General features: G+C 51.5%; 17 protein-coding genes. 1 reads left to right on the top strand and 16 read right to left on the bottom strand.

Going from position 1 to position 23,099, the window contains the following annotated elements; translation table 11 throughout:
* The first annotated feature begins 168 nt into the window (after window positions 1-168).
* Window positions 169-1,089 (top strand): LysR family transcriptional regulator, encoded by a 921-nt coding sequence (locus DW739_RS11860; protein ID WP_118652648.1) that lies wholly within the window; start codon window positions 169-171, stop codon window positions 1,087-1,089.
* Window positions 1,090-1,235: 146 nt separating this feature from the next.
* On the opposite strand, the gene DW739_RS11855 is transcribed toward DW739_RS11860, so the two are convergent.
* From DW739_RS11855 to tkt, 16 genes are all read right to left on the bottom strand, one after another.
* Window positions 1,236-2,549: a M18 family aminopeptidase gene (locus DW739_RS11855; protein ID WP_347560724.1), complete on the bottom strand. Its 1,314-nt coding sequence runs from the start codon at window positions 2,547-2,549 to the stop codon at window positions 1,236-1,238.
* Window positions 2,546-3,973 (bottom strand): amino acid permease, encoded by a 1,428-nt coding sequence (locus DW739_RS11850; protein ID WP_107001735.1) that lies wholly within the window; start codon window positions 3,971-3,973, stop codon window positions 2,546-2,548. The genes DW739_RS11855 and DW739_RS11850 overlap by 4 nt, the downstream gene beginning before the upstream one ends.
* A 316-nt stretch (window positions 3,974-4,289) precedes the next feature.
* Complete coding sequence (locus DW739_RS11845) at window positions 4,290-5,498, bottom strand: TolC family protein (RefSeq protein ID WP_118743105.1); 1,209 nt, start codon at window positions 5,496-5,498, stop codon at window positions 4,290-4,292.
* Between the two features lie 111 nt (window positions 5,499-5,609).
* Window positions 5,610-6,851: a TolC family protein gene (locus tag DW739_RS11840; RefSeq protein ID WP_182427990.1), complete on the bottom strand. Its 1,242-nt coding sequence runs from the start codon at window positions 6,849-6,851 to the stop codon at window positions 5,610-5,612.
* Window positions 6,852-6,853: 2 nt separating this feature from the next.
* Window positions 6,854-7,513: a TetR/AcrR family transcriptional regulator gene (locus tag DW739_RS11835; RefSeq protein WP_118293719.1), complete on the bottom strand. Its 660-nt coding sequence runs from the start codon at window positions 7,511-7,513 to the stop codon at window positions 6,854-6,856.
* Window positions 7,514-7,601: 88 nt separating this feature from the next.
* Window positions 7,602-10,652 carry an efflux RND transporter permease subunit gene (locus tag DW739_RS11830; RefSeq protein WP_107001739.1) on the bottom strand — a complete coding sequence of 1,017 codons (3,051 nt, stop codon included), beginning with the start codon at window positions 10,650-10,652 and terminating at the stop codon, window positions 7,602-7,604.
* Window positions 10,649-11,770, bottom strand: a complete 1,122-nt coding sequence (locus DW739_RS11825) for an efflux RND transporter periplasmic adaptor subunit (RefSeq protein WP_227589701.1) — start codon at window positions 11,768-11,770, stop codon at window positions 10,649-10,651. Before DW739_RS11825 ends, DW739_RS11830 begins: the two co-directional genes overlap by 4 nt.
* Before the next feature lie 442 nt (window positions 11,771-12,212).
* Entirely contained in the window at window positions 12,213-12,764 is a 552-nt protein-coding gene (locus tag DW739_RS11820; protein WP_117796615.1) for a TetR/AcrR family transcriptional regulator, read from the bottom strand.
* Between the two features lie 263 nt (window positions 12,765-13,027).
* On the bottom strand, window positions 13,028-14,707 hold the full coding sequence (locus tag DW739_RS11815; RefSeq protein WP_118743103.1) for a potassium/proton antiporter: 1,680 nt from the start codon (window positions 14,705-14,707) through the stop codon (window positions 13,028-13,030).
* A 101-nt stretch (window positions 14,708-14,808) separates the two neighbouring features.
* Entirely contained in the window at window positions 14,809-16,089 is a 1,281-nt protein-coding gene (locus DW739_RS11810; protein WP_107001742.1) for a DUF1576 domain-containing protein, read from the bottom strand.
* 196 nt (window positions 16,090-16,285) lie between these two features.
* A complete protein-coding gene (locus tag DW739_RS11805) occupies window positions 16,286-16,822 on the bottom strand; it encodes a shikimate kinase (protein WP_022360009.1) in 537 nt (178 codons plus the stop codon).
* A complete protein-coding gene (locus DW739_RS11800; RefSeq protein WP_333489860.1) occupies window positions 16,819-17,505 on the bottom strand; it encodes a flavin reductase family protein in 687 nt (228 codons plus the stop codon). Before DW739_RS11800 ends, DW739_RS11805 begins: the two co-directional genes overlap by 4 nt.
* Before the next feature lie 12 nt (window positions 17,506-17,517).
* Complete coding sequence (locus tag DW739_RS11795; protein WP_107001743.1) at window positions 17,518-17,793, bottom strand: type II toxin-antitoxin system HicB family antitoxin; 276 nt, start codon at window positions 17,791-17,793, stop codon at window positions 17,518-17,520.
* Between the two features lie 94 nt (window positions 17,794-17,887).
* Complete coding sequence (locus DW739_RS11790) at window positions 17,888-19,552, bottom strand: putative manganese-dependent inorganic diphosphatase (RefSeq protein WP_107001786.1); 1,665 nt, start codon at window positions 19,550-19,552, stop codon at window positions 17,888-17,890.
* Window positions 19,553-19,924: 372 nt separating this feature from the next.
* Window positions 19,925-20,869, bottom strand: a complete 945-nt coding sequence (locus tag DW739_RS11785) for an ROK family glucokinase (RefSeq protein WP_107001744.1) — start codon at window positions 20,867-20,869, stop codon at window positions 19,925-19,927.
* 229 nt (window positions 20,870-21,098) lie between these two features.
* Entirely contained in the window at window positions 21,099-23,084 is a 1,986-nt protein-coding gene (tkt, locus tag DW739_RS11780; RefSeq protein ID WP_022360014.1) for a transketolase, read from the bottom strand.
* Window positions 23,085-23,099: the final 15 nt, after the last annotated feature.

Genomic DNA, 23,099 nt, shown 5'->3' with positions numbered 1-23,099 from the left:
CAAAGCTGCGTTCCCTCGCCGGATTCCTATTCGATTTTCCAGCCGCTGCTTCAGTCTCTGCCATTGATTTTTGCTTGTTTTTATCTTATACTATTTTTGTTATAGGAGAAAGGCAAGATTTGTTATACCAGATATCGGAAATTTCGATACCTCGTAAGGGAGATTTTCATGGATTTAAAGGAACTAGACTATATCGTAACCGTCGCCAACGAGGGAAGCATCTCCCGCGCGGCTGAAAAACTGTTTATGGCGCAGTCGAGCTTAAGCCAGGCGGTCCGCCTGTTTGAACAGGATCTGGGGACGCCGATTTTCGTCCGTACTGCCCGCGGGGTCCGTCCAACCTCTGCCGGGGAGGCATTTATTTTCCATGCCAGACAGATTTTACAGCAGTACCAGGAGGCACGCAGCGAGGCTTCGGATATTGAAAATTTAAAGGGCGGCACTGTCATCTTCGGCATCAGTACCTACCGGGGAACCTACCTGCTGCCGCCGGTCCTGAAAAAATTCCATGCCCTGTATCCACGGGTTCATGTGGAGATCTGTGAGATGGACAGTATTGATCTGGAAAATAAGATTTTAGAGGGGCTTTTAGATCTGGCGCTGATCGCCGCGCCGCCGGTTCGGATCAAACACGGTGTGGATTTCCTGATGCGGGATGAGATCATGATCGCCACCACCGCCGACCACCCGGTCATGGCGTTTGCGAAGCCATGTGAATCGGAGCCGGAACAGATGTGGATTGACCTAAAGGACACCGCACCATTTGAGTATATTCTGGGACCGCCCAGCACCGTCCTCGGACGGACTGGCCGCCGCTCCCTGCGCGAGGCTGGCGTGGAACCGCTGGGACTCGACACCTACCTCTCCGCCTCCTTTGCTGCGGCGATGGCGCGGGAGGGGGTCGGACTCGCGTTTACCTACCGTTCCTGCCGCATCATGCGGGATGAGTTCCGCTATCTGCGGATCGGGAAAGATGGTATTTTCCTCGATCTGGCGCTCGCCTGGCCCGCTGGAAAATACCGCTCGCGGGCGGCGATGGCGCTCGCGAAGCTGTTTCAGGAGATGGCGCCGGAGCTGCTGCGGAAATAATTTTCGCGAATTAAACATCAAAACAAAACGTTTCAGCGCTGCTGGATTTACCGTTTTTCCGTTTTCTAACCATTTTCATTCTATCAAAAACAGCCGCCCCGCGATTCATTTCATCCTTCGCGAAGCGGCTGTTCTTTTAACTATATTTACTCAAAGCAAACCCGCTCTGCCCCTTCAATCTGAAGAGTGGTCTGGTAGAATTTCGTCAGTGCGCGGATTGCGTACTCAACGTCCTTCACACCTGCCGTTTCGTAGCAGGAATGCATCGCAAGCTGCGGCAGACCGATATCGACGGCATGGACGCTGACCTGCGTGTTGGAAAGGTTTCCAAGGGTGGAACCGCCTAAAATATCACTGCGGTTTGCAAACACCTGAACCGGAACACCTGCCTCATTGCAGACATTCGTAAATACCGCACGGCTGAATGCGTCCGTGGTGTATTTCTGGTTCGCGCTCTCCTTGATGACGATACCTTTGTTCATCCAGGAGCAGTTGACCGCATCCGTTTTCTCCCCGTGGTTCGGGTGAACGGCGTGTGCGTTGTCACAGCTTACGAGGAAAGAACCGGCAACTGCCTGATAGTAGTCCTCCGGCGTCTTGCCAAGCGCACCGTTGATGCGGTGCAGGACATCCTGTAAGAAGGTGGACATCGCACCCTGCTTCGTATTGGAACCAACCTCCTCATTGTCGAAGCAGCAATATACGCTGACATCGCGCTCATTCTTCGCCGCCAGAAATGCTTTCAGGGAAACGTAAGCGCACTGTAAGTCGTCCAGTTTCGGGCTGGAAACGAACTCGTCCGCATAACCCCAGATCGTACCCGGCTGACGGTTTACAAGGAAGAGATCTTTGCCTAAAATATCTTCCACGGCCACGCCAAGCTCTTTTGCGATCATCGCGTCAAACGCGCCCTTTTTCAGCGCTCCGGCAGAAAACAGCGGGCATAAATCAACCTGGCGGTTGTATTTGTATCCATTGTTCACCTCACGGTTGAAATGAATCGCTACGTTCGGAATGATGAACAGATCTTTATCGATGTACAGAAGTCTCGCGCTCACGCCCTGACCGTCCTTTACCAGCACACGGCCTGCGACAGTCAGAGGGCGGTCAAACCAGGTGCTGTCGATCATGCCGCCGTATGCTTCTACATCGAGACGCAGATACTCGCCCGGACCATTTAACTCCGGTACATTCTTGATCTTGTAAGTCGGTGAATCACTGTGGGAGGCGCACATCTGGAAATGGTAATCGCCCAGTTCCTTTCCGACGCGGAACGCAATGATACTGGAATGGTTGCGGATCGTGTAATACGTTCCGCCCTGCTTCACGTCCCAGCAAGTTCTCTCCGGCAGATAGGTAAAACCTGCCTCATCCAGCATTCCCTTGATCGTCTCAATCGAATGAAACATACTCGGGCTGTTCTCAATAAAAGTCAATAATTCCTTCGCAGCATTCATCATGCAGACTTCCCTTCTCTCTTCTTAATCGCCGGTAAAATCAGTCCCAGTGCTACCAGAACGACTGGTGTGATGACATTCAGCATGGTTGTGTACAGATCACCCTGTTTGTACATACCTAATAAGCAGCAGGCTGCGGTCAGGATAAAGCACCATGCGCCAAAGCCCAGTGCCACTCCGTTGTTCTTCACAAAACGATACTCGCGCTCAAACTTATCTGAATGTTTGCGAAGCATGAAGTACGCAAAGAATACCCACAGATAACGCATCGGCATGGTAACCGAATTAAGCTGTGTCAGCTGGCGCAGAACCGTATCCGCATTCGGAACCAAAACCTGAGCCAGAATGATGGAACCGGACAGGATGACTACCATCCAGATACCATTGACGTAAGCGCCAAATTTGTTTTTCTTTAAGAGCTTGGTCGGGATGAACTGACGCGCATCCTCGTTGTCAAGCAGCATACGAAGCGGTGCATCGATGCTGACTACCAGCGTCGAGAACTGGCCGATCGCGTTGCAGGCTGCATAAATGATCATAATCAGGTTTCCAACGCCGTAATACTCACCCAGTTTCTGGAATGCCCAGTACTGTCCATTCGCATTGTAAGAGTCAAAATTAGCCTCAACCAAGGATACATCGAACATCATACCCATCGCGATTGTACCGAAGATCGCGCAGACGATTACCATGATCGCTGCAAAAATCATACTCTTCGGGAATCCCTTGGACGGATCCTCTACCTTGTTTACATATGGGGAGATCTTCTCACAGCCGCCGACTGCAAATACAAGGATGGACAAGCTGCTGAAATACTTCCAATCAAAATGCGGAATCAGGTTTTTCAAGCTGAAATCCACCGACAGGTAACCACCGTTCGGATTGATGACCGGTGCAGCAAACATCAGCAGAATGTACAGGATACTCATGACAAACATACTGGTTCCCGCCAGGGTAGCCAGTTTCTTTAACGGGTTTAAGCCGCGGCTTGCAACCCAGCAGAAGAACAGCAGTACCGCAAAGGTAACTAACTGAACCGCTTTCGTGTTAAAGGACGCATACTTCTCTGCGTTCTGGAAAATCATCCAACTCAGCGCTTTCAGACCGCCGGATCCCTTCGATGCGATGTAGGTGACATGGCAAGCCCAGTAGGTCCAACCTGCGTAGTATGCAGCCTTCGCGCCGGTTGTCTCATGAATCCAGGAGCTGACACCGCCGCCCGAATTCTTAAATGCGGAACCAAGCTCTCCGACCATCAGTGCGTACGGTACAAAGTACAGTGCGAACATCAGAATCCAGGAGAAGATAACCTGTGTTCCATTGAAGTATACGAAACCATTTAAAACGTTTCCAAATCCCCAGAGGGTGGAGAAACACATAAAGGAAAGCATATACCACTTGATTTTGTTTTGTTGTGATTTGTTCATATCTTATTTTCTCTCCTTACTGAAAGTATCTTTTTTATTCTCTCATATGCTGCGTTAATTGTCAAAAGTATTTTTTTATTAACCCAGTATTTTCCAGTCCGAATCGGTAGTATTCTGTAGTTTGTGGCTATTTTTTGTTAAATCCATACAATATGCACCTATTTTTTCCCCAAAAAAAGCGGCGATTCGAAAGAAAACGCCGCTTTTTTCCTCTTGTTTTATAAATATTTTATTATATCATTTTCGATATACACAGCTCCTCCAGCGCCACGTTAACCCCCGCGCAGAGGAAGTGCCAGAGACTTAACTTCTGTCCCTACTTCATATAACCTTTCAGCGCCCACTCATACATCTCGATCGCCTGCTGCAGGTTCATGTTAGCTGTCTCCTTATCGATCTGCTTTTCCAGTACGGAGACTTCCTCGCTCTTGTACTCCATCTGAGTCGCCATGCCAAGCTCCAGCTTCTTCTGCATCGCATTCATCGCCTGCGTCTCTGCTGCCAGAGACGCATCGGCAAGCTGCAGGGCTGTCTGCTTCTGCATGATGTCGTTGTAGAGTGTCTGCATACTGGAGCGGATCGTCTGCTCCTGGTTCTTGATGGTGCGGTCCATGTTTTTCTTATCAGCTGAACCTTCTGCCATATTGGCATAGCCGCGCTTATTGGACTGTAAGGATAGGTTCTGTTGGAGCGCCGTCTGTGTGTCCGCCGCCAGGTTCATTGCCGCGATCCGTCCAAGATCCGCCTGCGGCAGATCCTGGATATCCGGTTCCGCGTCATAGGTCCAGCCGGTCTGGACGCAGAGCTGCTGGTGCTGGGTCTGAAGCCCCGCTTTCGTCTGTGTCAATGTGGATTGAAGCGACTGCAGCGATTTCTGTGCATTTAACACATCAATCTGGGTCGCCTGACCGAGCTGCTGGCGTTTCTGAGTCATCTGCAGTGTCAGTTCCTGCAGTTCCAGCGATTTCTCCATCAGCGGAATTGTCTTTTTGACCTGATTATACGCCGCAAACGCTGCCTCTACCTGTACCACGACCGCATCCTGGCTGTTCATATAGTCCAGACGGTCCATCTCGCTGTCACGGTAGGAGGCATCGGCCGACTGCTGCGTTTTTAATGCATTCTGCTCGACCATCACCGATGCAGACATCAGGCTGGCATACGCACTTGCCATGCCCGGCACTGCCAGATAATCCTCAATCTGGTCTGCCTGATCCCGCAGGTTATCCGCGCTGTCATACAGGTCATTTGCCTGATTGTACTGCTTATCCTGCACTTCCTTCGCATTCTTTGTATCGCGTCCTGCCTGATAGGTTGTCTGGTTGTTTAAATACGTCGGGTTGTACTCCTGTACCAGATACGGCAGCTCGCTGTATTCCATCACATTGTCCTGAAGCTTCGCCCATGTATCCGCATCGTAGGCGAACTGCGGGCTGGCAGCCAGCGCCGCAAATGATCCCTGCAATACCAGAACCGCTGCTGCCGCTGCGCTCAGAAGCGCCGTTTTCCTTCTTCTATGTTTCATTTCCGGTTCCTACTTCCTTTCTGTTCCCATTCACGTTACGGTTCACTCATACGTGTCCAGTAACGGAATTTGCCGTGGCTTCGCATTTAAATACGGCAAATTCCTGACGAACTACTTGCTTACAATCAGGCCTCTAACTGCCCACTCATAATTTTCCACCGCTTTGGTATATTCCAGCTCGGCGGTCTTATACGATGCCACGCTGCTGAGCCAGGAACACTCAAGCCCCAAATAATTGGCTCTTGAGAGCATTCCCAGTGCGTTCTGGCGCTTTGCCGCCTCGTAGCTCTGCGCTGCCGCCTGATATCCAGCCGTCGCACTGTCATACGCCTGTTTCTTTGATACCACCGCCGCATAGAGGTTCTGAACCGTGATCGTCACCGAATCCTCGGTATAGGCGACGTTTCGCTTCTTGACTGTGCGGTTGGAAGACCCTTCCGCTTTCGCTGCACGCACAGACATCAAATCATAATTTGCGCTGACTGCCGCCTGTGTATCGGCTGCCAGATCCATCGCCGCGATCCGGGACGCATCCGGAACCGGCACATCCGCAAAGGTTACCGACGCATCCGCGTCAAATCCAAGTAGCATTAAAATATTCTGTTTGAGCTGCAATGCCCCGTTTTCTGCCTGTTGGGCGCTGGAATTGGCCTGCTGCAGCGCCTTCTGCGCCGTCAGAACCTCCTGCGCGGAAGCACGGCCGAGCGCCTGCATCTTCTGTGCGGCATCCGCATTTACCTGGCACATCTCCACATTCTTTTTCGCTGTCTCCACCTGCGGGAGCAGTTCCTCATACTGGATGAGCAGGTTCTGCACCGCCTTGACTAACTTATTCTTCGTCTGGCGCAGGGTCCGGGCGTAGGTGCCGGAAAGCTCCTTGTTCGTAAGCTTTGCCCCCTGTTTGCGCAACTCTCTCGCTGCCGCCTTGTAGCCCTCAAACAGCTCTCTCGTCTCCGCATCCATATCGTCGGACTTCAGGTCCATCGCATCTTCCATGAGGGCGCTTGCCTCAGCCGCCAGGGCAGTTCCCGCCGACTGGCTGGTCGCCTGGCTGTAGAGCTGGGAACGCAGGTTTAAATACGTGCTGTTGTAGCCCTCGATCCGCCATGCGATCTCACCGTACTCCAGCGTCCCGTCCTCAAGCTGCTCTTTGGTGTACGGGGAAGTCTCCTCCTCCATCTCGGTATTGCCGCCCGTCAGCACCGGACCGGTCGCATCGTCACCGATCCGCGCATCTGAGCCGATCCCCGGTGTTTTAGCCGCATATGCCGGCATCGTCATAGCTGTGCTGACTAACGCCGCCTGTAAAAGAATGGCAAACAGTTTCTTCCTGTTTTTCTTCATCTTACTCATCTTCATTTCCTTTCGGCGCTCTGCGCGCCCGCTCCCGATTCTATCCCAGCGCCCCGTTTCAGGATACCGAGTGTCAGGACAAACCGTTCCCGGATACGGTTTTCCGGGACTCCGTCGTGAAAGCTCTTGATCTCCATCGCGATCGACATCATCGCCATGCGGAAAAAGCTCATATATTCCTCCCAGCCCATCTTCCGCAGGGATTTTCCCACGCACGCCTCATAAGCGGCGCGTTCCAGCTTCTGTCCACGCACGGCGCGTGGACTGTCCAGATCGGAGCTGAATATATCAAAGAGCAGCGCCTCACGGCTGCTGCACTCCATGATGTTGCGGATGAAATCGGTGCGTCTCTCATCGCGGCACAGGGCAAGCGAACCGTTTAAAAACTGCCCTAACATCTCCCAGATGTCCCCCTGCGCCTCTTCAAGGCAGCGCACGCCGCACTCATAAAATTCATTGATAAAACTCTCACACAGATATCCTAAAACATCCCATTTACTGTCAAAATACGTATAAAAACTGCCCCGGGAGATCCCGGCATCTTCTATCATACGGTTGAGCGATGCTTTTTCTATCGTTGTCCGCGTATATTCAGCCATACACGCGTCCCGGATTTTCTTCTGTTTTTCCTCCGGCAACCGCTTAAATCGTTCCGACGGCATCTTCTTCTCCCCCTTTTTCTATCAGTACAGGCAGCTTCCCCGCCCCGGGTCCGCCGCCTGACAGATTCACTGCTTAACCTGCTTTTCCTTAGTCGCAGTCCAGCTTATCATACTCATCTTCTTTGCCTTTTCCCATGTTATAAACCACTCGGTAGAAGGACGGAAGCAGTACCAGCGTCAGGATCGTCGCCGCAACCAGACCGCCGACGTTTACAAGCGCTAAGCCCTGCATCATCTTGCCCGCCTTACCAAATGCCAGACAGTTCGGGATCATCGCAATGATGGTCGTCAGTGTCGTCATGCAGATTGGGCGTACACGGATCGCACCTGCCTCTACCAGCGCCTCGTCTAACGGCATCTCCATCCGTAGCTGGTTGACCGTATCCACATACAAAATACCGTTGTTTACAACCGTACCGACCAGCATCAGGAAACCAAGCATGGAGTTCATACTGATCGGGCAGTCCGCCAGAAACAGGAATCCAAAGGAACCGATCAAACTGAACGGGATCGTTGCCATAACCATCAGGGAGAATTTCGGGGACTCAAACTGGATCGCCATGACAATGAAAATCAGAAAGATCGCTGTGACAAGCGCCATTCCCAACGCGGAAAGCTCCTCGCCCATCGACTCATCCAGGCTATTGGTCGCCATCTCAACGCCGTACGGGAATTCCCAGTTCTGCACGAAGCTCTTGACATCTTTTTCAGCCGTCTTCTTATAATCTGCCTGTGCCTGCATCGTGATCGATACCTGGTACTGTTTCTCTTTTCGTGAAATCTCCTGTGGGCTATCCTGGTAGTAGATCTCTGCCAGATCCTCCAGCGGAAGCGTATTACCCGTCGCCGTCGTGATCATCATGCCCTGCAGTTTCGCGATGGAATCGTAGCGATCCGGCGCAAATTCTACCTTCACGTCCTGATCATTGCCGTTGACGGAGATCGTCGCCGCTTTCACACCGCTTAAATTACTGTATACCATCGAACCGATGCTGGCCGGGGTCAGTCCCTCTGCCTCTGCCTTAACCGGATCCACATTTACCTTGATAACCGGCGCCGCATTCTCAACAGAAGAATGTACCTGCATAACATCCTCGCGCTTGCGAAGCTCAGTTACCAGATCATCCGCTGCCTTCTTTAGGGTGTCGTAATCAGTACTCTGCAGATCCACCTCAATTGAATCACCGCTGCTCATGCTGCTGCTCATACTGCTGCTGCCCTGTTCCAAGGTAATGGTCGCATCAACGTAGTTCTGTGTCGCATATCTCCACTTCTCGATAACCTCGTCCGTGGAAAGTTTTCTCTTATCTTTTAAGTAGGCATTCAGCGTCACATCACTTCCGGAAGTCATGCTGACACCACTGTTTCCATATGTCATCAGGTAATGATCCACATCCTCGTCTGTCTCTACCATATTTTCCAGATCGAGCACAGTGTCACGGATCGCCGATACCGAATAACCCGGTTTCGTCTTGATCGTCATCGTGACGATACCTTCATCGATCGAAGACATCAGCTCCAGGTTCAGTCTGGACGCCATGAGGATGGACAGGACAACCAGCACTGCAGTCGTTCCGAATACAAGCGCATAGCGCTTGATGACATGCGGCATATGCTTGCGATACCAGCCCTGGATGCCTTTGATTATACGTCCTGCCGGCGCATGATCCTTCTCAACCGGATGCCAGAACATATAGCAGAGCGGCACGATGATGACTGCTGAGAATAAGGAAGCCGTCATACAGAAAATGATCGTGTACCCGAGCTGTGTAAAGAGCTGTCCAGACATACCATTTAACATCAGAAGCGGAATAAATACAACACAGGTTGTCAGCGTACCGCCGGTGATCGAGCCGATCATCGTGCGCGTACCTTCCAGCGCCGCATCATAGAAATCCAGTTTTTCCTTTGCCCGGAAACATCCGTCGAGGACGTTGATCGAGTTATCAACCATCATACCTACACCGAGAACGAGCGACGTCAGGGAAATAATATTCATTGAGAATCCCATCGCCGCCATACAAATGATCGCCAATACAACGGAGATCGGAATGGACGTACCTACGATGACCGACGCACGCAAATCGCCATAGAATAAGAACAGAATGATCATGGACAGGATGATCGCCAGGATCAGGGTCTGGATTACGCTGCTTAAAGACTGTTTCAGCGTGTCACTGGCATCATCTACCACGGTGATTTTAAGACCCGGATACTGCTTTTCAATTTCCTGCACCTTCTTGGTTACCTGGTTGGAAACCTCGATCGCGGTGGAACTCTGCTGTTTTTTGATTCCCAGGGAGATAACATCTTCGCCATTGTAACGTCCGATCGAGCTTGCATCCTCCAGCGCCTCATAGACATTTGCGATATCAGAAAGATGGATCGTCTCACCGTTTGCCAGCGGAAGTACGACATTTTTCAGACTTTCCGTGCTCTTAAATTCGTTGCCGACACTGACGTCGAGATCCTGTTTTCCAACCCGGACATCGCCCGCCGGGATCGTGAAATCGGCGGCACCGACTAACTGTGCAACCGTATTCATATTCAGGTGGTACTGTGCCAGTTTTTCCGGAATCAGTTCCACGCGGGTGTAGCTATCCTGACCGCCGGCAATCGAAACCTCGCCGACCGAGCTTAATTTCTCAAACTCAGGAACAATTTTGTCATCTACATATGTATAAAGGTTCTGATCAGCGTCGCCGCTGACTGCCAGCGTAACCGTCGCCATCGAGTTGATATCCAGCTCCATGATATTCGGATCGTTGGCATCGTCCGGCAGATCGCTCTGAATGCCATCTATCGCCTTTTTCAGGTTAATGTATGCGGTATCCATGTTGGTACCGTACTCATACTGGACAATGACGATCGATACATTTTCACGGGAAATGGACTGTACCTTATCGACCGAGTCCAATGATGTGATCGCATCTTCTTCTTTCTTGGTAACCAGATCGGTTACGTCCTCCGGGCTGGCTCCCGGATACACCGTAGCGATGATTAACATCGGCATCTCCATCTCTGGCGTCAGTTCCAGCTTCATGCCCATGACGGACTGAAGGCCGAAGTACGCGATGGTAATCAGACAGAGAATGATGGTAACCGGACGCCGCAGTGCGAGTTTTGTCAGTCGAATCATTCTTTGTCACCTGCCTCTGTCGTCTCCGCTGCTGTCTCATTGTTTCCGTCTGTCTGCGCGCCATCGGTATCCTGTGCTAACAGGACTTCTCCCTGATCCACCAGCTCGTTGCTCCAGCTCACGATGACCTGGCTGTCACTCGTCAGACCCGATTTTACTTCCATATTTTCATCGTCATAGATACCTGCTTCGATCTCGGTCTTCTCCGCTTTTCCATCCTCATAGAGGTATACAAACGGGGCACCGTTGTCATAGCTGACTGCATCGACCGGAACGGTCAGCACCTGGCTGACATGGTCCATGATAACCGTCATTTTTACGCGAGAACCATTCGTAAGACCTGCTGCATCCGGCACCATCGCACGCGCGTCATAAAGGCCGCTGCTCTCGTTGACCATAGATCCGATTTCGGTTACAGTACCGGTGTAATCCGCACCATTTTTCTCCAGCGTCACGCTGTCGCCCAACTCCATCGTCTGGTGGATCTTCTCGGTGATGCCGAATTTAACCTGTAACTGGCTGGCACCGGAGATCGTGCAGATCTCGCCTGCCGGAGATACATGATCATGCGGCTCGACGCTCCGGGACTCGATCACACCGTCGATCGGCGCCGTCACGGTCGTGTATTTCACCTGCAGATCGTACTGGTTCTTCGCAGATTCATAGGAAATCTTCGCATTCTGTGCGCTGTTTTGTGCCTGCTCCATCGCCTCCTGGGAGACAAAACCATCAGCAAAGAGCGCCTGGGTACGGCTTAAATTGCTGTCCGCATTCTTTAAGGCAACGGAAGCCGCATCCACCTGTAGCTTTAACGCTGTCAACGCGTCGGAATCGATCTTGCACAGCGCCTGCCCTGCCTGGACCGTATCGCCCGCCTGGAAGTAAACCTCCAGCACCTCGCCGCTCATCTTAGGCATGACGCTCGCGCGGGACTGCGGCTCTACCAGTCCGGTCAGATCCGTGTACAAGCTGATGTCCTGACGAACCGGATTTTCTACTCTTACGGTTGGACGGGATTCATATTCCACCGCCGTATTCTTATGACCGCATCGGGACAAAACGACAGCGCCAACAACTACAATCGCAGCCAGCGCCAGAATCTTTCCTCTTTTTTTCATAATTTCCTCCATCTATGCTTGTTCTTGGTAAAAATTTTTCTCAGTCTATATTTTACTCATCTCGTATACACTTTGCCACTCCCAAGTTCGGACAGGTGTGTACACAAATTTGTCAAAATGTATCCATCTATGTTCATCTTTTTTCATAGAACCCGAATTTTCCTGCCGCTGACCGTTTTTTCCGGATACATGAAAGCAAAAACGCAGGAAAAACCAACCAAATACCGCTGATTCCTCCTGCGTTTCCTTGTTCCATTTTCTAATTGACAATAATTCGTAACTGTTCAGTACCTTCACAGTCACGCGCAAAAATCCATTAAAAATTGCCTACGGCAATGGGATTTTTGCCTGCTGGCCCATGTTTTCGTACGGTCAGCGCAGTAAATGCGCAGACCTACTGAACAGTTACAATAATTCTCAAAACTGCCGGAAACCTGCTTTCCTAACGGACCTGCATAGGGTCGCACCCGGTGCATTTGCGGATCACGCTCATGAACGTGGCGACGCGCTCCTTCACATCCGCCTCATCCTTAAACGGCGCGTCAAACGCAACTCCCATAACCGAGAAAATGATGATCTGCACCGCCATCGCCGCCTCCGGCATCGTCAGGTTCTTAAACATACCAATCCGCTCCAGATGGTTATAAAAATACTGGTACACCTTTTCTCCCATCTGACGGCGCAGCGCCATGAACTGTACCGACTCGGACAATGCCCGGATATGCTTCTGGTTTTCCATGATATACATATACAGCTGTGTCAGCGCCTTCTCCGGATCTGGCTGGCTCATCGTCTCTTCCATGATGCGCTTCATCTCGCGTTCCATCCGGTATTCCATCAAATCATATATATCTTTAAAGTAATAATAAAATGTTTTTCTTGTGATCCGGCTCCGCTCAACCAGCGCCGTAACCGTGATCTTCTCGACCGGTCTTTCCGACTCCAGCTCGATATAAGCCTCTACAATCCGTTCCTTCGTATTTCCCTGCTGCATACTCTTTTCCTCCGGCAAACCGTTGTTGTTTTAGTATAGTTTAAAATTCAACAAACTGCAAGTATTGCCTGAAATTTCCATGTTCCTGCGATGAATCGTTACTGTTCACGCATGCGTGCCCAGTAACGGAATTTGCCGTGGCTTCGCATTCAAATACGGCAAATTCCTGCTGCCACCACGTTTTCTTACGGCACTTTCGGTTCCAAAAGTGCCTACCCGTGAACAGTAACGATGAATCCGCGTTACTGTTCACGCAAACGTGCTTACTTGTGAACAGCAGCCGATACGACCGATCCGCTTTCGTGTTTCACACGCCCTTCCACCTGCGGCAGTTTCTGCGAGTATACAACCACCCGGTCGCCTTCCAGTATCTGCGTACCGCCGTCTGGAATGACGATCTGGCTGCCCCGCTTTATCATCACAATGATCGTATTCTTATAGAAGCGCGCCTCCGCGATCTTCTTACCACACCAGCGGTGATCGGGTGTCATCAGAATCTCTTTTAAAAGGATTCCCTGGCTGTCCGTAAAGCCCTCTGCACCCAAGACGACGGTATCCCCTTCCAGAATTACAGTCTGCCCTTTGGGCACAATCGTCTGCGCGCCGCGCCGGATCACTGTGATTAACATACCCGGAAGCATCTCAATCTCACAGATTTTACGGTTTTTCCACGGATGATTGTCCCCGATCGGAAGCTGCACGAACTGAATCTGCATATCGCCCGTATAGTCTGAGAACGTCCGCATGACATCGGTCGAGTTGTCGATCATGTCGCATTTTTCTGCCACCTTCGGAAGCAGCGAACCCTGAAAAATGATGGAAAATAAAACAACGCAGAACACGATGTGGAATATATCATATTTCATATATCCCTCATTGAGCGTCGCCATGATCGCAAATACGATTGACGCCGCACCGCGCAGACCCGCCCAGGAAATAACCAGATACTGCCCGATCGGCGGTTTCGACGGTGCGAGCAGCAAGCCAACCGCCGCCGGACGCGCCACAAATGTTAAAAACAATGCGATTGCGATCGCCGGAAGCACGATCGACGGCATCTGCGAGGGAAACGCCAGAAGTCCCAGTAAGAAAAACAGAAGCATCTGCATCATGCCGGTAAACGCATCAAAGAAGCCAACCAGCGCTTTCTGGTTCTTCAGCTCCTGATTTCCAAGGATAATACCGGTCAGATACACGCTTAGGTAGCCATTTCCGCCAATCTGGGATGCAAGCGCGTAGGAAATGATTGCCGCCGCAAAGACAAAGATCGTGTCAAATCCCTCGCCATAAAAGGCATACCGCTTTAAAAGCCATGTCACCAGCCACGCGACCGCCGCGCCGGTCAAAAGCCCAAATGCGAGCTGGCGGATCAAAAGCAGAACCGCCGAACCGCCGCTCACACTCCCCGTCATCGCAGACAGCAGAATCACCGTCATCATGTACGCAAACGGGTCGTTGCTTCCGCTCTCTAACTCCAGCATGGATGCCGTGCCGTATTTGAGGTTCAGCTTGCGCGAACGCAGGATCGAGAACACGGATGCCGCATCGGTCGATCCAAGAACTGCGCCGAGAAGCATTCCTTCCATCAATGCCATCTTAAGCACCAGATGACAAAACAGCCCGGTCAAAAACGCCGTCAGCACTACACCCGCCGAGGATAACAAAATCGACCGCCCCGCGACCGGCTTCGCCTCACTCCAGCGCGTGCCGAACCCGCCGTAAAACATAATAAAAATCAGTGCCACCGAGCAGACCTGTTCCGCCAGTGCAAAATTGCCGAATGGAATCTTAAAAATACCGTCCGATCCAAACAGCATTCCCAGCATAATAAAAATAAACAACGTCGGCACCCCCAGCCGCCCCGAAAGACGGCTTCCCGCGATGCAGACAAGGATAATAATCGCTACGACCAGAAGCGCAAATGAAGTTGAAATATGTATCATTCCTTTCTATGTTTAGTAGGTATCATAAATGTGGTGTTTTTATAATGATACAATATCTCTATGCCTCTTTCGTGTTAAGATTCCATTAAAAAGAGGAAATCTTACAGCGACAGATCTCCCTTCGCCCGCGCCCTCCGGTCGCGGATCGACTGGATCACCGGCACCAGGAACATTGCGACGATACCGCCCGCAAATCCATTGTTATAGAGGTTCATGCCCCCATACACGATCCCGACATTGAGCGCCACCGACGCGTGCAGAAAACCGGCTAACACGCCGCATAAAATTCCAAACTCTCCGGCGATCGGCGCCAGCGTCGTGGAAAAGAGCAGCGCCAGAAGTGCCGACGGATTCGTGATATCCCACGCCCGGACGGTACTCGCAATGCAGACGCCCGCCATGATCGGGAAAATATTCCGCAAATGTTTTCCAGTCGCACTGAATCCAACGATGGTAAAGATTCCGCCGATCGTCGGTCCATTTAGGTTTCCGCCGACTGCCAGCACAAAGAAGGTCGCAAACAGACCATTGAGTCCCATGTTGAGAAGCGTCACCGCACCGCCCAATTCCAGCAGGTAATCGGTACCGCCGATTCCCGTTGTCGCAAGGAGTTTTTCATACCCTAAAAGCGTATCTTTTCCGCGCCACAGCACTGCCACCACCGACATGCCTGCAAACAGGACAAATAGCAGCCCTAAAAGCATCGCATCATTGCCGGAGGACCAGATAAGACGCGCCTCCGTCTCAATTCCAAAGGACTTAAACGTGGAGACCAGGACCGTCGCAATGATACCAGAGGCAAATCCCACATTATAAAGGGAATATCCCTTATGGGCATAGTGGGAATGCGTCGCGAGCGGTGGAAGCACGAATCCGATACAGATTCCCACCAGAATCGTCACACAGAAGCGCTGCCAGAGCGGCAGCTCCACCACGTGCATCAGCTGTGTGATGATCGGAGACAGGCTCGTTCCGTAGATGCCGACATAAATATAGTTGGATAAGTGCATTTTATGATATTTTGCATAGAGAAATACACCCAGAAAAATCGCCCAGATATTCATCAGATTTTTTCCGAACAAAGAGAATCCAAACATCAGACAGCAGGATGTGATCGTATGCCCGTCCATCTCCATCCCAAGACTATAGACAAAGTAGATGCTGATAAGCGCCATCATCCCGGCATTGACAAACGCGGCTCCCATGCCGCCGACCGCAATATAATCGGTGATCAGGAAATCCGGTTCCCTTATGATTTCATAGATACCAGTCACAATGGAGTCAAACGGCTGTATAATCAGCCCCACTGAAATGAAATAGATCGGAATCAGTGCCAGAAGAAAGAATTTCATCTCTCTGGACAGAGATTTCACTGTAGTCATATACGCACACCTTTCAAAAAAGGGATGCAAAAAAGATTCCGCATCTTTGCACCCCCGACTGTTAACATTCTATAAAAATGGTTACTATTCTATTGTATTGGATTTTCAACTGTTTTGCAACTGATTTTTTTCTCACTGTAACCCGTTATGAAACCCGTCCGACAGAACCGGCTGCCCCCATTCTCATGTGAAATTGTTACTCTTCCTCCGGCGCACTTCCCAGCACATAACCGCGCTCTTCCAATATTTCGCGCAGCTCATCAACCACCGCCCCCAGCTCTTTACCTTCCTCGTCGATCGTGATGTCCGCGTATTTCTCAAAATACGAGATCCTCTCATGGTAGAGATCCAGAAGTGTCATGCCGTCTTTCAGCGCCACGCCGCGGTCCTTGACATCGCCGACGCGTTTTACCAGCTCGTCATAGGTAATTTTCAGATAGACAACCAGTCCGATGGATTTTAAATGTTCCATCGCTTCCTTTCCGTAGATCACGCTGCCACCCGGTGCGATGACCGCCTGCTCGGCTTCCACCCCCGCGTTGACGCGGTTCTCCACATCGAGAAATCCGTCCAGTCCCTGTTCTTCGATGATCTCGCGCAGACGCTTACCTTCCTGTTCCTGAATCAGCAGATCCACATCTATAAAGGAATAGCCCAGTCTCTTTGCTAAAAGCACTCCGACCGTGCTCTTTCCTGCGGACGGCATACCAATCAAGGTTACATTATTTTTCATCTTTGGCACCTCTTCTTTTTCTTTACACTCCATCCAAATGTTCCAAGAAGCTCTGAAAGCCCATAATAGCCGCCATGCGAATACACAATCGGTTCCGCCTTTGCAAGCTCCAGGCTGCCGCGCTCGTTGAGCCACTGCTCGTCCACGCTGACACCCGTTACCTCTGCCAGAAACATATGATGTGACCCCAGTTCCTTGACTTCGGTCACCCGGCACTCGATCGCGACCGGGCTTTCGGCGATCACCGGCGCCTTCACCGTCTGCGCCGGAACCGGTGTGAGCCCTGTCTCCTTCCATTTATCCACATTCCTGCCGGAGCGGACGCCGCAGTAATCGGTCGCATACGCCATCGACTCCGTCGCCAGGTTGATGACAAACTCACCGCTCTCCCGCAGCATATGGTAAGAATAGCGCTCCGGGCGCACCGAAATGTACGCCATCGGCGGGTTCGTACAGATCGTGCCCGTCCAGGCAATCGTGATGATGTTGCTGTTTCCTTCGCAGTCCGCCACTGTGACCAGCACCGCCGGAACCGGATAAATCATATTGCCCGGCTTCCACTGGGCGCGCGGTCCCGGAGTGTTCCGGGTCTCCATCCGTTTTTTCAACTGTCCTTCCGGGTTCTGCCTTGCTCCTCCCCGGCGACGCTCTTCTGGCTTTCCAGCCGCTCTCTTCTGTGCCATCCCTATATCCTCTTAATCGTTGTCCGGGAGAAGTTTGATCCGGACCATGATCTGTTTCACCATGCTTCCTTCCGGCAGGCTCATATCATCGATATGCGTCTGTGCCGGCAGATCGCCCTCTTCCTCCAGCTCCAGGCTGATCCAGTTGTACGCTGCCTCCCGCGCATTTTCCACCGCATCCTCCAGATCCGGACCTTCCGCCTCGCAGCACTCCAAATCCGGGAAATATGCATCATACCCTTTTCCATCTTTCTTAGGCGTAAAAACCGCCGGATATACAAATGTCATGGTATCCTTCCTTTCCGTCCGACCTTCCTGCCCTGCACGAACTATCACTGGATTTTCCGTATGAAACAATCCCGTCCGCGCACTGTCATCTGATTTACTGCTCCAGTGTCACTGTCAGTGCCGGAATCAGCTGTTTCTTTCTGGAAACAACGCCCGGCAGTGTTGCCGTCTGCTTCAGCTCTTCATTTGCATCACCTACGTGGAACGCATCTGCCACAACCTGTGCCGCCCCCTGTCCAACACAGAGAAGTTCGGTCGTCTCCGTCAGGATATTCGTCAGCATGAAGAAGAGCATATCCAGACCTTCGTCCTCACGCGCCTTCTCCATAAACGGCAGCATACGGTTCTTCAGCTTTCCAAGCTCCTCTGCATTCAGGGAGTTGATCTGACCGACGCCGAAGTTTGTCTTTCCAGCTGAGAATTTCTTGAAATCCAGATACAGAATCTCTGCATCGCTCTTGCCCTTTAACTCGCTGCCTGCCTCAAACATCTGGTTTGCGAACTCATCCAGCTTGATGCCTGCCATCTCAGCCAGAGAAACCGCTGCCGCCCGATCCATCGGTGTGCAGGTCGGAGAACGGAACAGAAGCGTATCGGAGATGATCGCACTGCAGAGCAGACCTGCGATGGTCTTGTCGATCTCCAGCCCCTGTTCGCGGTACATCTGGAAGATGATTGTTGCCGTACAGCCGAGCGGCTGGTTACGGAAGAAGACCGGTCCGACTGTCTCCACAGTACCCAGACGATGGTGGTCAATCAGCTCCAGGATATTGGCATTCTCGATGCCGTCTACCGCCTGGCCGCGCTCATTGTGATCGACCAGAATCACGTTCTTGCCGCGCGCACCCAGTAAGTTACGGCGGGAAATCAGGCCTTTGTATTTGCCTTCTTTATCGAGTACCGGGAAATGACGGAAACGCTTGCTTGCCATCACATCCTTAATATCATCGATGAAATCATCTGTATCGAAGGTGATCAGCTTCTCAGTCTTCATGAAATAGCTGATCGGCATACTCTGGTTAATGAGACGGGCTGCCGTGTAGGTATCATACGGAGTTGTGATGACGGTACAGCCGCGCTCCTGTGCCAGTTTTTTGATCGTCATGGAAACGCCAGCGCCCTCACACACGATGATACAGCTTGCACCCATCTCGATCGCGCACAGCTGCGACTCATAGCGGTTGCCGAGGATAACCAGGTCGTTCTTTTCAATATAATATTCCATCATATCCGGATTAGCTGCCGCAATCAGGACTTTTCCTTTATCAAAGTACGCTTTCTCATCGCCAACAAAAATCGCGCCCTCCAGGGTCTCGATGATATTTGCATACTGAGTGCATGCCTTGGAAAGAATGCTGCTGTCGTATACATTCATATAAGAACGGGTAATATCGCCGACTGTGATCAGACCTTCCAGTATATTCTTATCGGTAACAGCCGGAAGTGTTACCAGACCATCCTCCTGCATCAGGTTCCATGCTTTTCTCAGGGAAATATTCTTGGAAACACCTGGAGTCTCGCGGATCTCAATATCCTTGACCTGCGTTTTAACGGATTTAATCAGTTTCGGCACATCTACCTTAAAGTAATCCAGTACGAAGGTTGTCTCCGGGTTCAGTTCTCCGGCACGGCACGGTACATATTCGCCGCCCGTCTGAAGTGTTTTGAAATTCGCATAGCCGATTGCAGAACAAATCGAATCCGTATCCGGGTTTTTATGTCCAATTACAATCGTTTTCTTTGCTTTTTCTGCTGCCATTTTTTCCTCCTGATTCGCACCGTGCGCTGCAAATTCTGCCATTTTTCTTTCTATCCTCTGTTTTGATAGAGAAACCTCTGATTCGTGAAACTTTTTTGTACAAAATCTCCAATTTTCATAATCTGTTTACACGGTGTTCATATTTTATTCATATCTTATTTTTATACTAAAAGCATAAAAGATTTCACTTTTCAAATTTGTTTTATAGTGATTTTGCACATAGATTTTTCATAATTGCCCCGGATGCTTGACCGCTCCGGGGTCTCCTCTTGTCTACAGCATATTTTCGGCATATCTGAACGCTTTTCTATCTCTATTTCCTTCAAACGTCCAGACCCTTTACCCTGCACTCTGTCACTCAAAACAAGGCGCCTAATCTAAGATCAGTCTCGCCGCCCCATAGATACCTGCGTCATTTCCCAATGTTGCCAGGCGAACCTCGCCCTTATTCTCAGAGATCGGGGTCAATTCACGGTAATAGCGGTCAATCCAATCCGTTAAAAAAGTCCCCGCCTTTGACACGCCGCCTCCGATGACAAAAATCTCCGGATCCACGGTCATCGAAATAGTCGCCAGCGCCCATCCGAGATAATAGCACACGGTGTCCATAACCTCCAGCGCCAGTGCATCCCCGGCTTTTGCCGCATCCAGCACATCTTTTGCGGTGATCGCATCACCGTAGGCACGCATCACCGACGCATCCGGCTTTGCCGCCATCTTCCGCCTCGCTTCCCTGGCGATACCGGTCGCGGACGCTACCTGTTCCAGACAGCCGTGTCCGCCGCAGTTGCAGGTTTCTTTCTCGCCCTCGCGGATATGGATATGACCGATCTCGCCGCCCAGTCCGTGGCGTCCTGCAACGATCTTCTGATCGTGTACCACGCCGCCGCCGACACCGGTTCCCAGCGTCACCATCACGATATCATGGCAGCCCTTGCCGCCGCCCTGCCACATCTCGCCGAGCGCCGCCACATTAGCATCATTACCGGAGCGGACCGGCATTCCATCTAATAACTCACTCAAAATCTTCTGCGGGTTCAGATCGCGCCATCCCAAGTTGACGCAGACCTCCACATAGCCGTCCGGCTGCACCGGACCCGGAAATCCCATACCTGCGCCGATCACGGCGTCCATCGGGATTCCCTGCTCGTTCAATTTCTTCCTGATCGAAGCGGCTACATCCGGAAGAATGTACGCCCCATTCTCTTCCTTGCGGCTCGGAACCTCCCACTTATAAACAAGCGTTCCGTCCGTCTCAAAAATACCAATCTTAACCGTCGTTCCGCCGACGTCTATCCCAATACATTTTTTTTCCATGTCTGGATCCCTTCCCTTACGGCTGCACCGACAGCCTTTCTTCTATGCCCTCATCTTTTTTCTGCGCTGGCTCTTATTATACGCAATGCATCCCCGTTTTGCAAGGTTTGGAAAGCAAAATACACCTGCCTGCCGGAGAAAGGCGCATTTCTGCTTAAGCGGTACCGCATTCTTTTCTGCCGACAGACAGGTGCCTGTCTTTTATCTTATTTTTTTACCAAAATCAGCATTATTTCAGGCTCTTAGCCACCTCTACCACATGCTCAACGGTAAAGCCGAACTTCTTGAACAGAAGCCCTGCCGGTGCGCTGGCGCCGAAACTTTCCATCGCGATGATCTTGCCGTCTAAGCCGGTGTACTTGTCCCAGCCGAAGCTTCCAAGCGCCTCTACTGCTACACGGCGGCGTACTTCTCTCGGAAGTACGGACTCCTTGTACTCCTCGCTCTGCTCCTCGAACAGATCCATACACGGCATGGAGACAACGCGGACTTTCTGACCTTCTGCTGCCAGAGTCTCTTTTGCATGAACCGCCAGAGCTACCTCGGAACCGCTGGCAATCAGAATTAACTCCGGTGTGCCTTCGCAGTCGTCGATGATGTAGCCGCCCTTTAATGCCTCACGGCTGCTGCCTGCCATCGGCTCCAGATTCTGTCTGGTCAGCACCAGTGCGGTCGGTGTGTGCTCGGAAGTAACAGCACTGTACCAAGCTGCCTCTGTCTCGGTCGCATCGCACGGGCGGAATACATGGAAGTTCGGCATCGCACGCAGCGCTGCCATCTGCTCGATCGGCTCATGGGTCGGTCCATCCTCACCAACGCCGATACTGTCATGCGTAAATACATAGGTCAGCGGCACGCCCATCAGTGCAGACAGTCTTGCCATCGGTTTGCAGTAATCACTGAATACAAAGAAGGTCGATACATACGCACGCAGACCGCCGTGCAGCATGATGCCATTTCCGATCGCTGCCATCGCAAGCTCGCGGACACCGAAGTGCAGGTTACGTCCAGCTCTGTCCTCCTTGGAGAAGTCGCCCGCATCCTTCATGTTAGTCTTGTTGGACGGTGCTAGGTCAGCAGAACCGCCAAACAGGTTCGGCAGAACATCCTTGATGTAGTTGATCAGGCGTCCGGAGATCGCACGGCTTGCTTCCGGTTTCTCCTGTTTTGCCCAGAATCCGGCGTCATCTTTCAGCGCCTCGCCCGCCTTTGCATTGTGATACTGGTTCCAGAGCGCTTCCATCTCCGGATATTCCTCGCAGTAAGCGGCAAACATCACGTTCCATGCAGCTTCTACCTCTGCCTTCTGCTCTGCGATCTCGGAGTAGTTTTTGTATACCTCTTCCGGTACGAAGAACGGCTCTTCGCTCGGCCAGTTTAAGTTCTTTCTGAGTGCTTCCACATTCTCCACGCCCAGCGGCTCGCCGTGTGCGCTCGCCTTGCCCTGTTTTGCCGGGCAGCCGAAGCCGATCTGCGTCTTGATGGTGATAAAGGACGGATGCTCGGTATCTGCCTTTGCAGCCTCGATCGCCTTGCCGATCGCGTCGATATCATTGCCGTCTTCTACAGTGATCGTCTGGAAACCAAATGCCTGCATACGCTCCTGTACATTCTCACGGAATGCGATGTCGGTGCTTCCCTCGATGGAGATGCGGTTGGAATCATAGAGAACAATCAGCTTGGAAAGTCCCAGGGTACCTGCCAGAGAGAATGCCTCAGAGGAAATGCCTTCCATCATACATCCGTCGCCGCCCAATACATAGGTGTAATGGTCAACTACCGGATAATTTTCTTTGTTGAATACACTTTCCAGATGTGCCTCAGCCATCGCCATGCCGACTGCCATACCCATACCTGCGCCCAGCGGACCGGTCGTCGCCTCAACGCCAACGGTATGACCATATTCCGGATGTCCCGGAGTCTTGGAATCTAACTGGCGGAAGTTCATCAGATCTTCTTTGGAAAGATTTCCGTAGCCAAACAGGTGCAGCAGAGAGTACAGCAGCATGGAACCATGACCGCCGGATAAGATGAAACGGTCTCTGTTCTCCCACTTCGGGTTAGCTGGGTTATGGTTCATATGATGTGCCCACAGTTCATAAGCCGCTGCTGCACATCCCAGCGGAAGTCCCGGATGACCGGAATTTGCCTTCTGGATTGCGTCTGCGGATAAAATCCGGATCGCGTTTACGGATAATGTGTCAATCTGATTCATAAGTAACCTCCTGCT

The organism is Clostridium sp. AM28-20LB (genome assembly GCF_003480665.1).
GTDB classification, from domain to species: domain Bacteria; phylum Bacillota; class Clostridia; order Lachnospirales; family Lachnospiraceae; genus Otoolea; species Otoolea fessa.
The sequence above is the reverse complement of the archived record's forward strand: the minus strand, read 5'-3'. Positions and strand labels throughout refer to the sequence as shown.

Bases quoted from the DNA above. Each gene is read 5' to 3' on its own strand.
- DW739_RS11815 (WP_118743103.1), bottom strand. From the start codon at position 14,707: ATGATACATATTTCAACTTCATTTGCGCTTCTGGTCGTAGCGATTATT.
- DW739_RS11805 (WP_022360009.1), bottom strand. From the start codon at position 16,822: ATGAAAAATAATGTAACCTTGATTGGTATGCCGTCCGCAGGAAAGAGC.
- DW739_RS11820 (WP_117796615.1), bottom strand. From the start codon at position 12,764: ATGCAGCAGGGAAATACGAAGGAACGGATTGTAGAGGCTTATATCGAG.
- DW739_RS11860 (WP_118652648.1), top strand. From the start codon at position 169: ATGGATTTAAAGGAACTAGACTATATCGTAACCGTCGCCAACGAGGGA.
- DW739_RS11830 (WP_107001739.1), bottom strand. From the start codon at position 10,652: ATGATTCGACTGACAAAACTCGCACTGCGGCGTCCGGTTACCATCATT.
- DW739_RS11790 (WP_107001786.1), bottom strand. From the start codon at position 19,552: ATGGCAGCAGAAAAAGCAAAGAAAACGATTGTAATTGGACATAAAAAC.
- DW739_RS11855 (WP_347560724.1), bottom strand. From the start codon at position 2,549: ATGATGAATGCTGCGAAGGAATTATTGACTTTTATTGAGAACAGCCCG.
- DW739_RS11835 (WP_118293719.1), bottom strand. From the start codon at position 7,513: ATGCCGTCGGAACGATTTAAGCGGTTGCCGGAGGAAAAACAGAAGAAA.
- DW739_RS11840 (WP_182427990.1), bottom strand. From the start codon at position 6,851: ATGAGTAAGATGAAGAAAAACAGGAAGAAACTGTTTGCCATTCTTTTA.
- DW739_RS11850 (WP_107001735.1), bottom strand. From the start codon at position 3,973: ATGAACAAATCACAACAAAACAAAATCAAGTGGTATATGCTTTCCTTT.
- DW739_RS11825 (WP_227589701.1), bottom strand. From the start codon at position 11,770: ATGAAAAAAAGAGGAAAGATTCTGGCGCTGGCTGCGATTGTAGTTGTT.
- DW739_RS11845 (WP_118743105.1), bottom strand. From the start codon at position 5,498: ATGAAACATAGAAGAAGGAAAACGGCGCTTCTGAGCGCAGCGGCAGCA.
- DW739_RS11800 (WP_333489860.1), bottom strand. From the start codon at position 17,505: ATGGCACAGAAGAGAGCGGCTGGAAAGCCAGAAGAGCGTCGCCGGGGA.
- DW739_RS11785 (WP_107001744.1), bottom strand. From the start codon at position 20,869: ATGGAAAAAAAATGTATTGGGATAGACGTCGGCGGAACGACGGTTAAG.
- DW739_RS11795 (WP_107001743.1), bottom strand. From the start codon at position 17,793: ATGACATTTGTATATCCGGCGGTTTTTACGCCTAAGAAAGATGGAAAA.
- tkt (WP_022360014.1), bottom strand. From the start codon at position 23,084: ATGAATCAGATTGACACATTATCCGTAAACGCGATCCGGATTTTATCC.
- DW739_RS11810 (WP_107001742.1), bottom strand. From the start codon at position 16,089: ATGACTACAGTGAAATCTCTGTCCAGAGAGATGAAATTCTTTCTTCTG.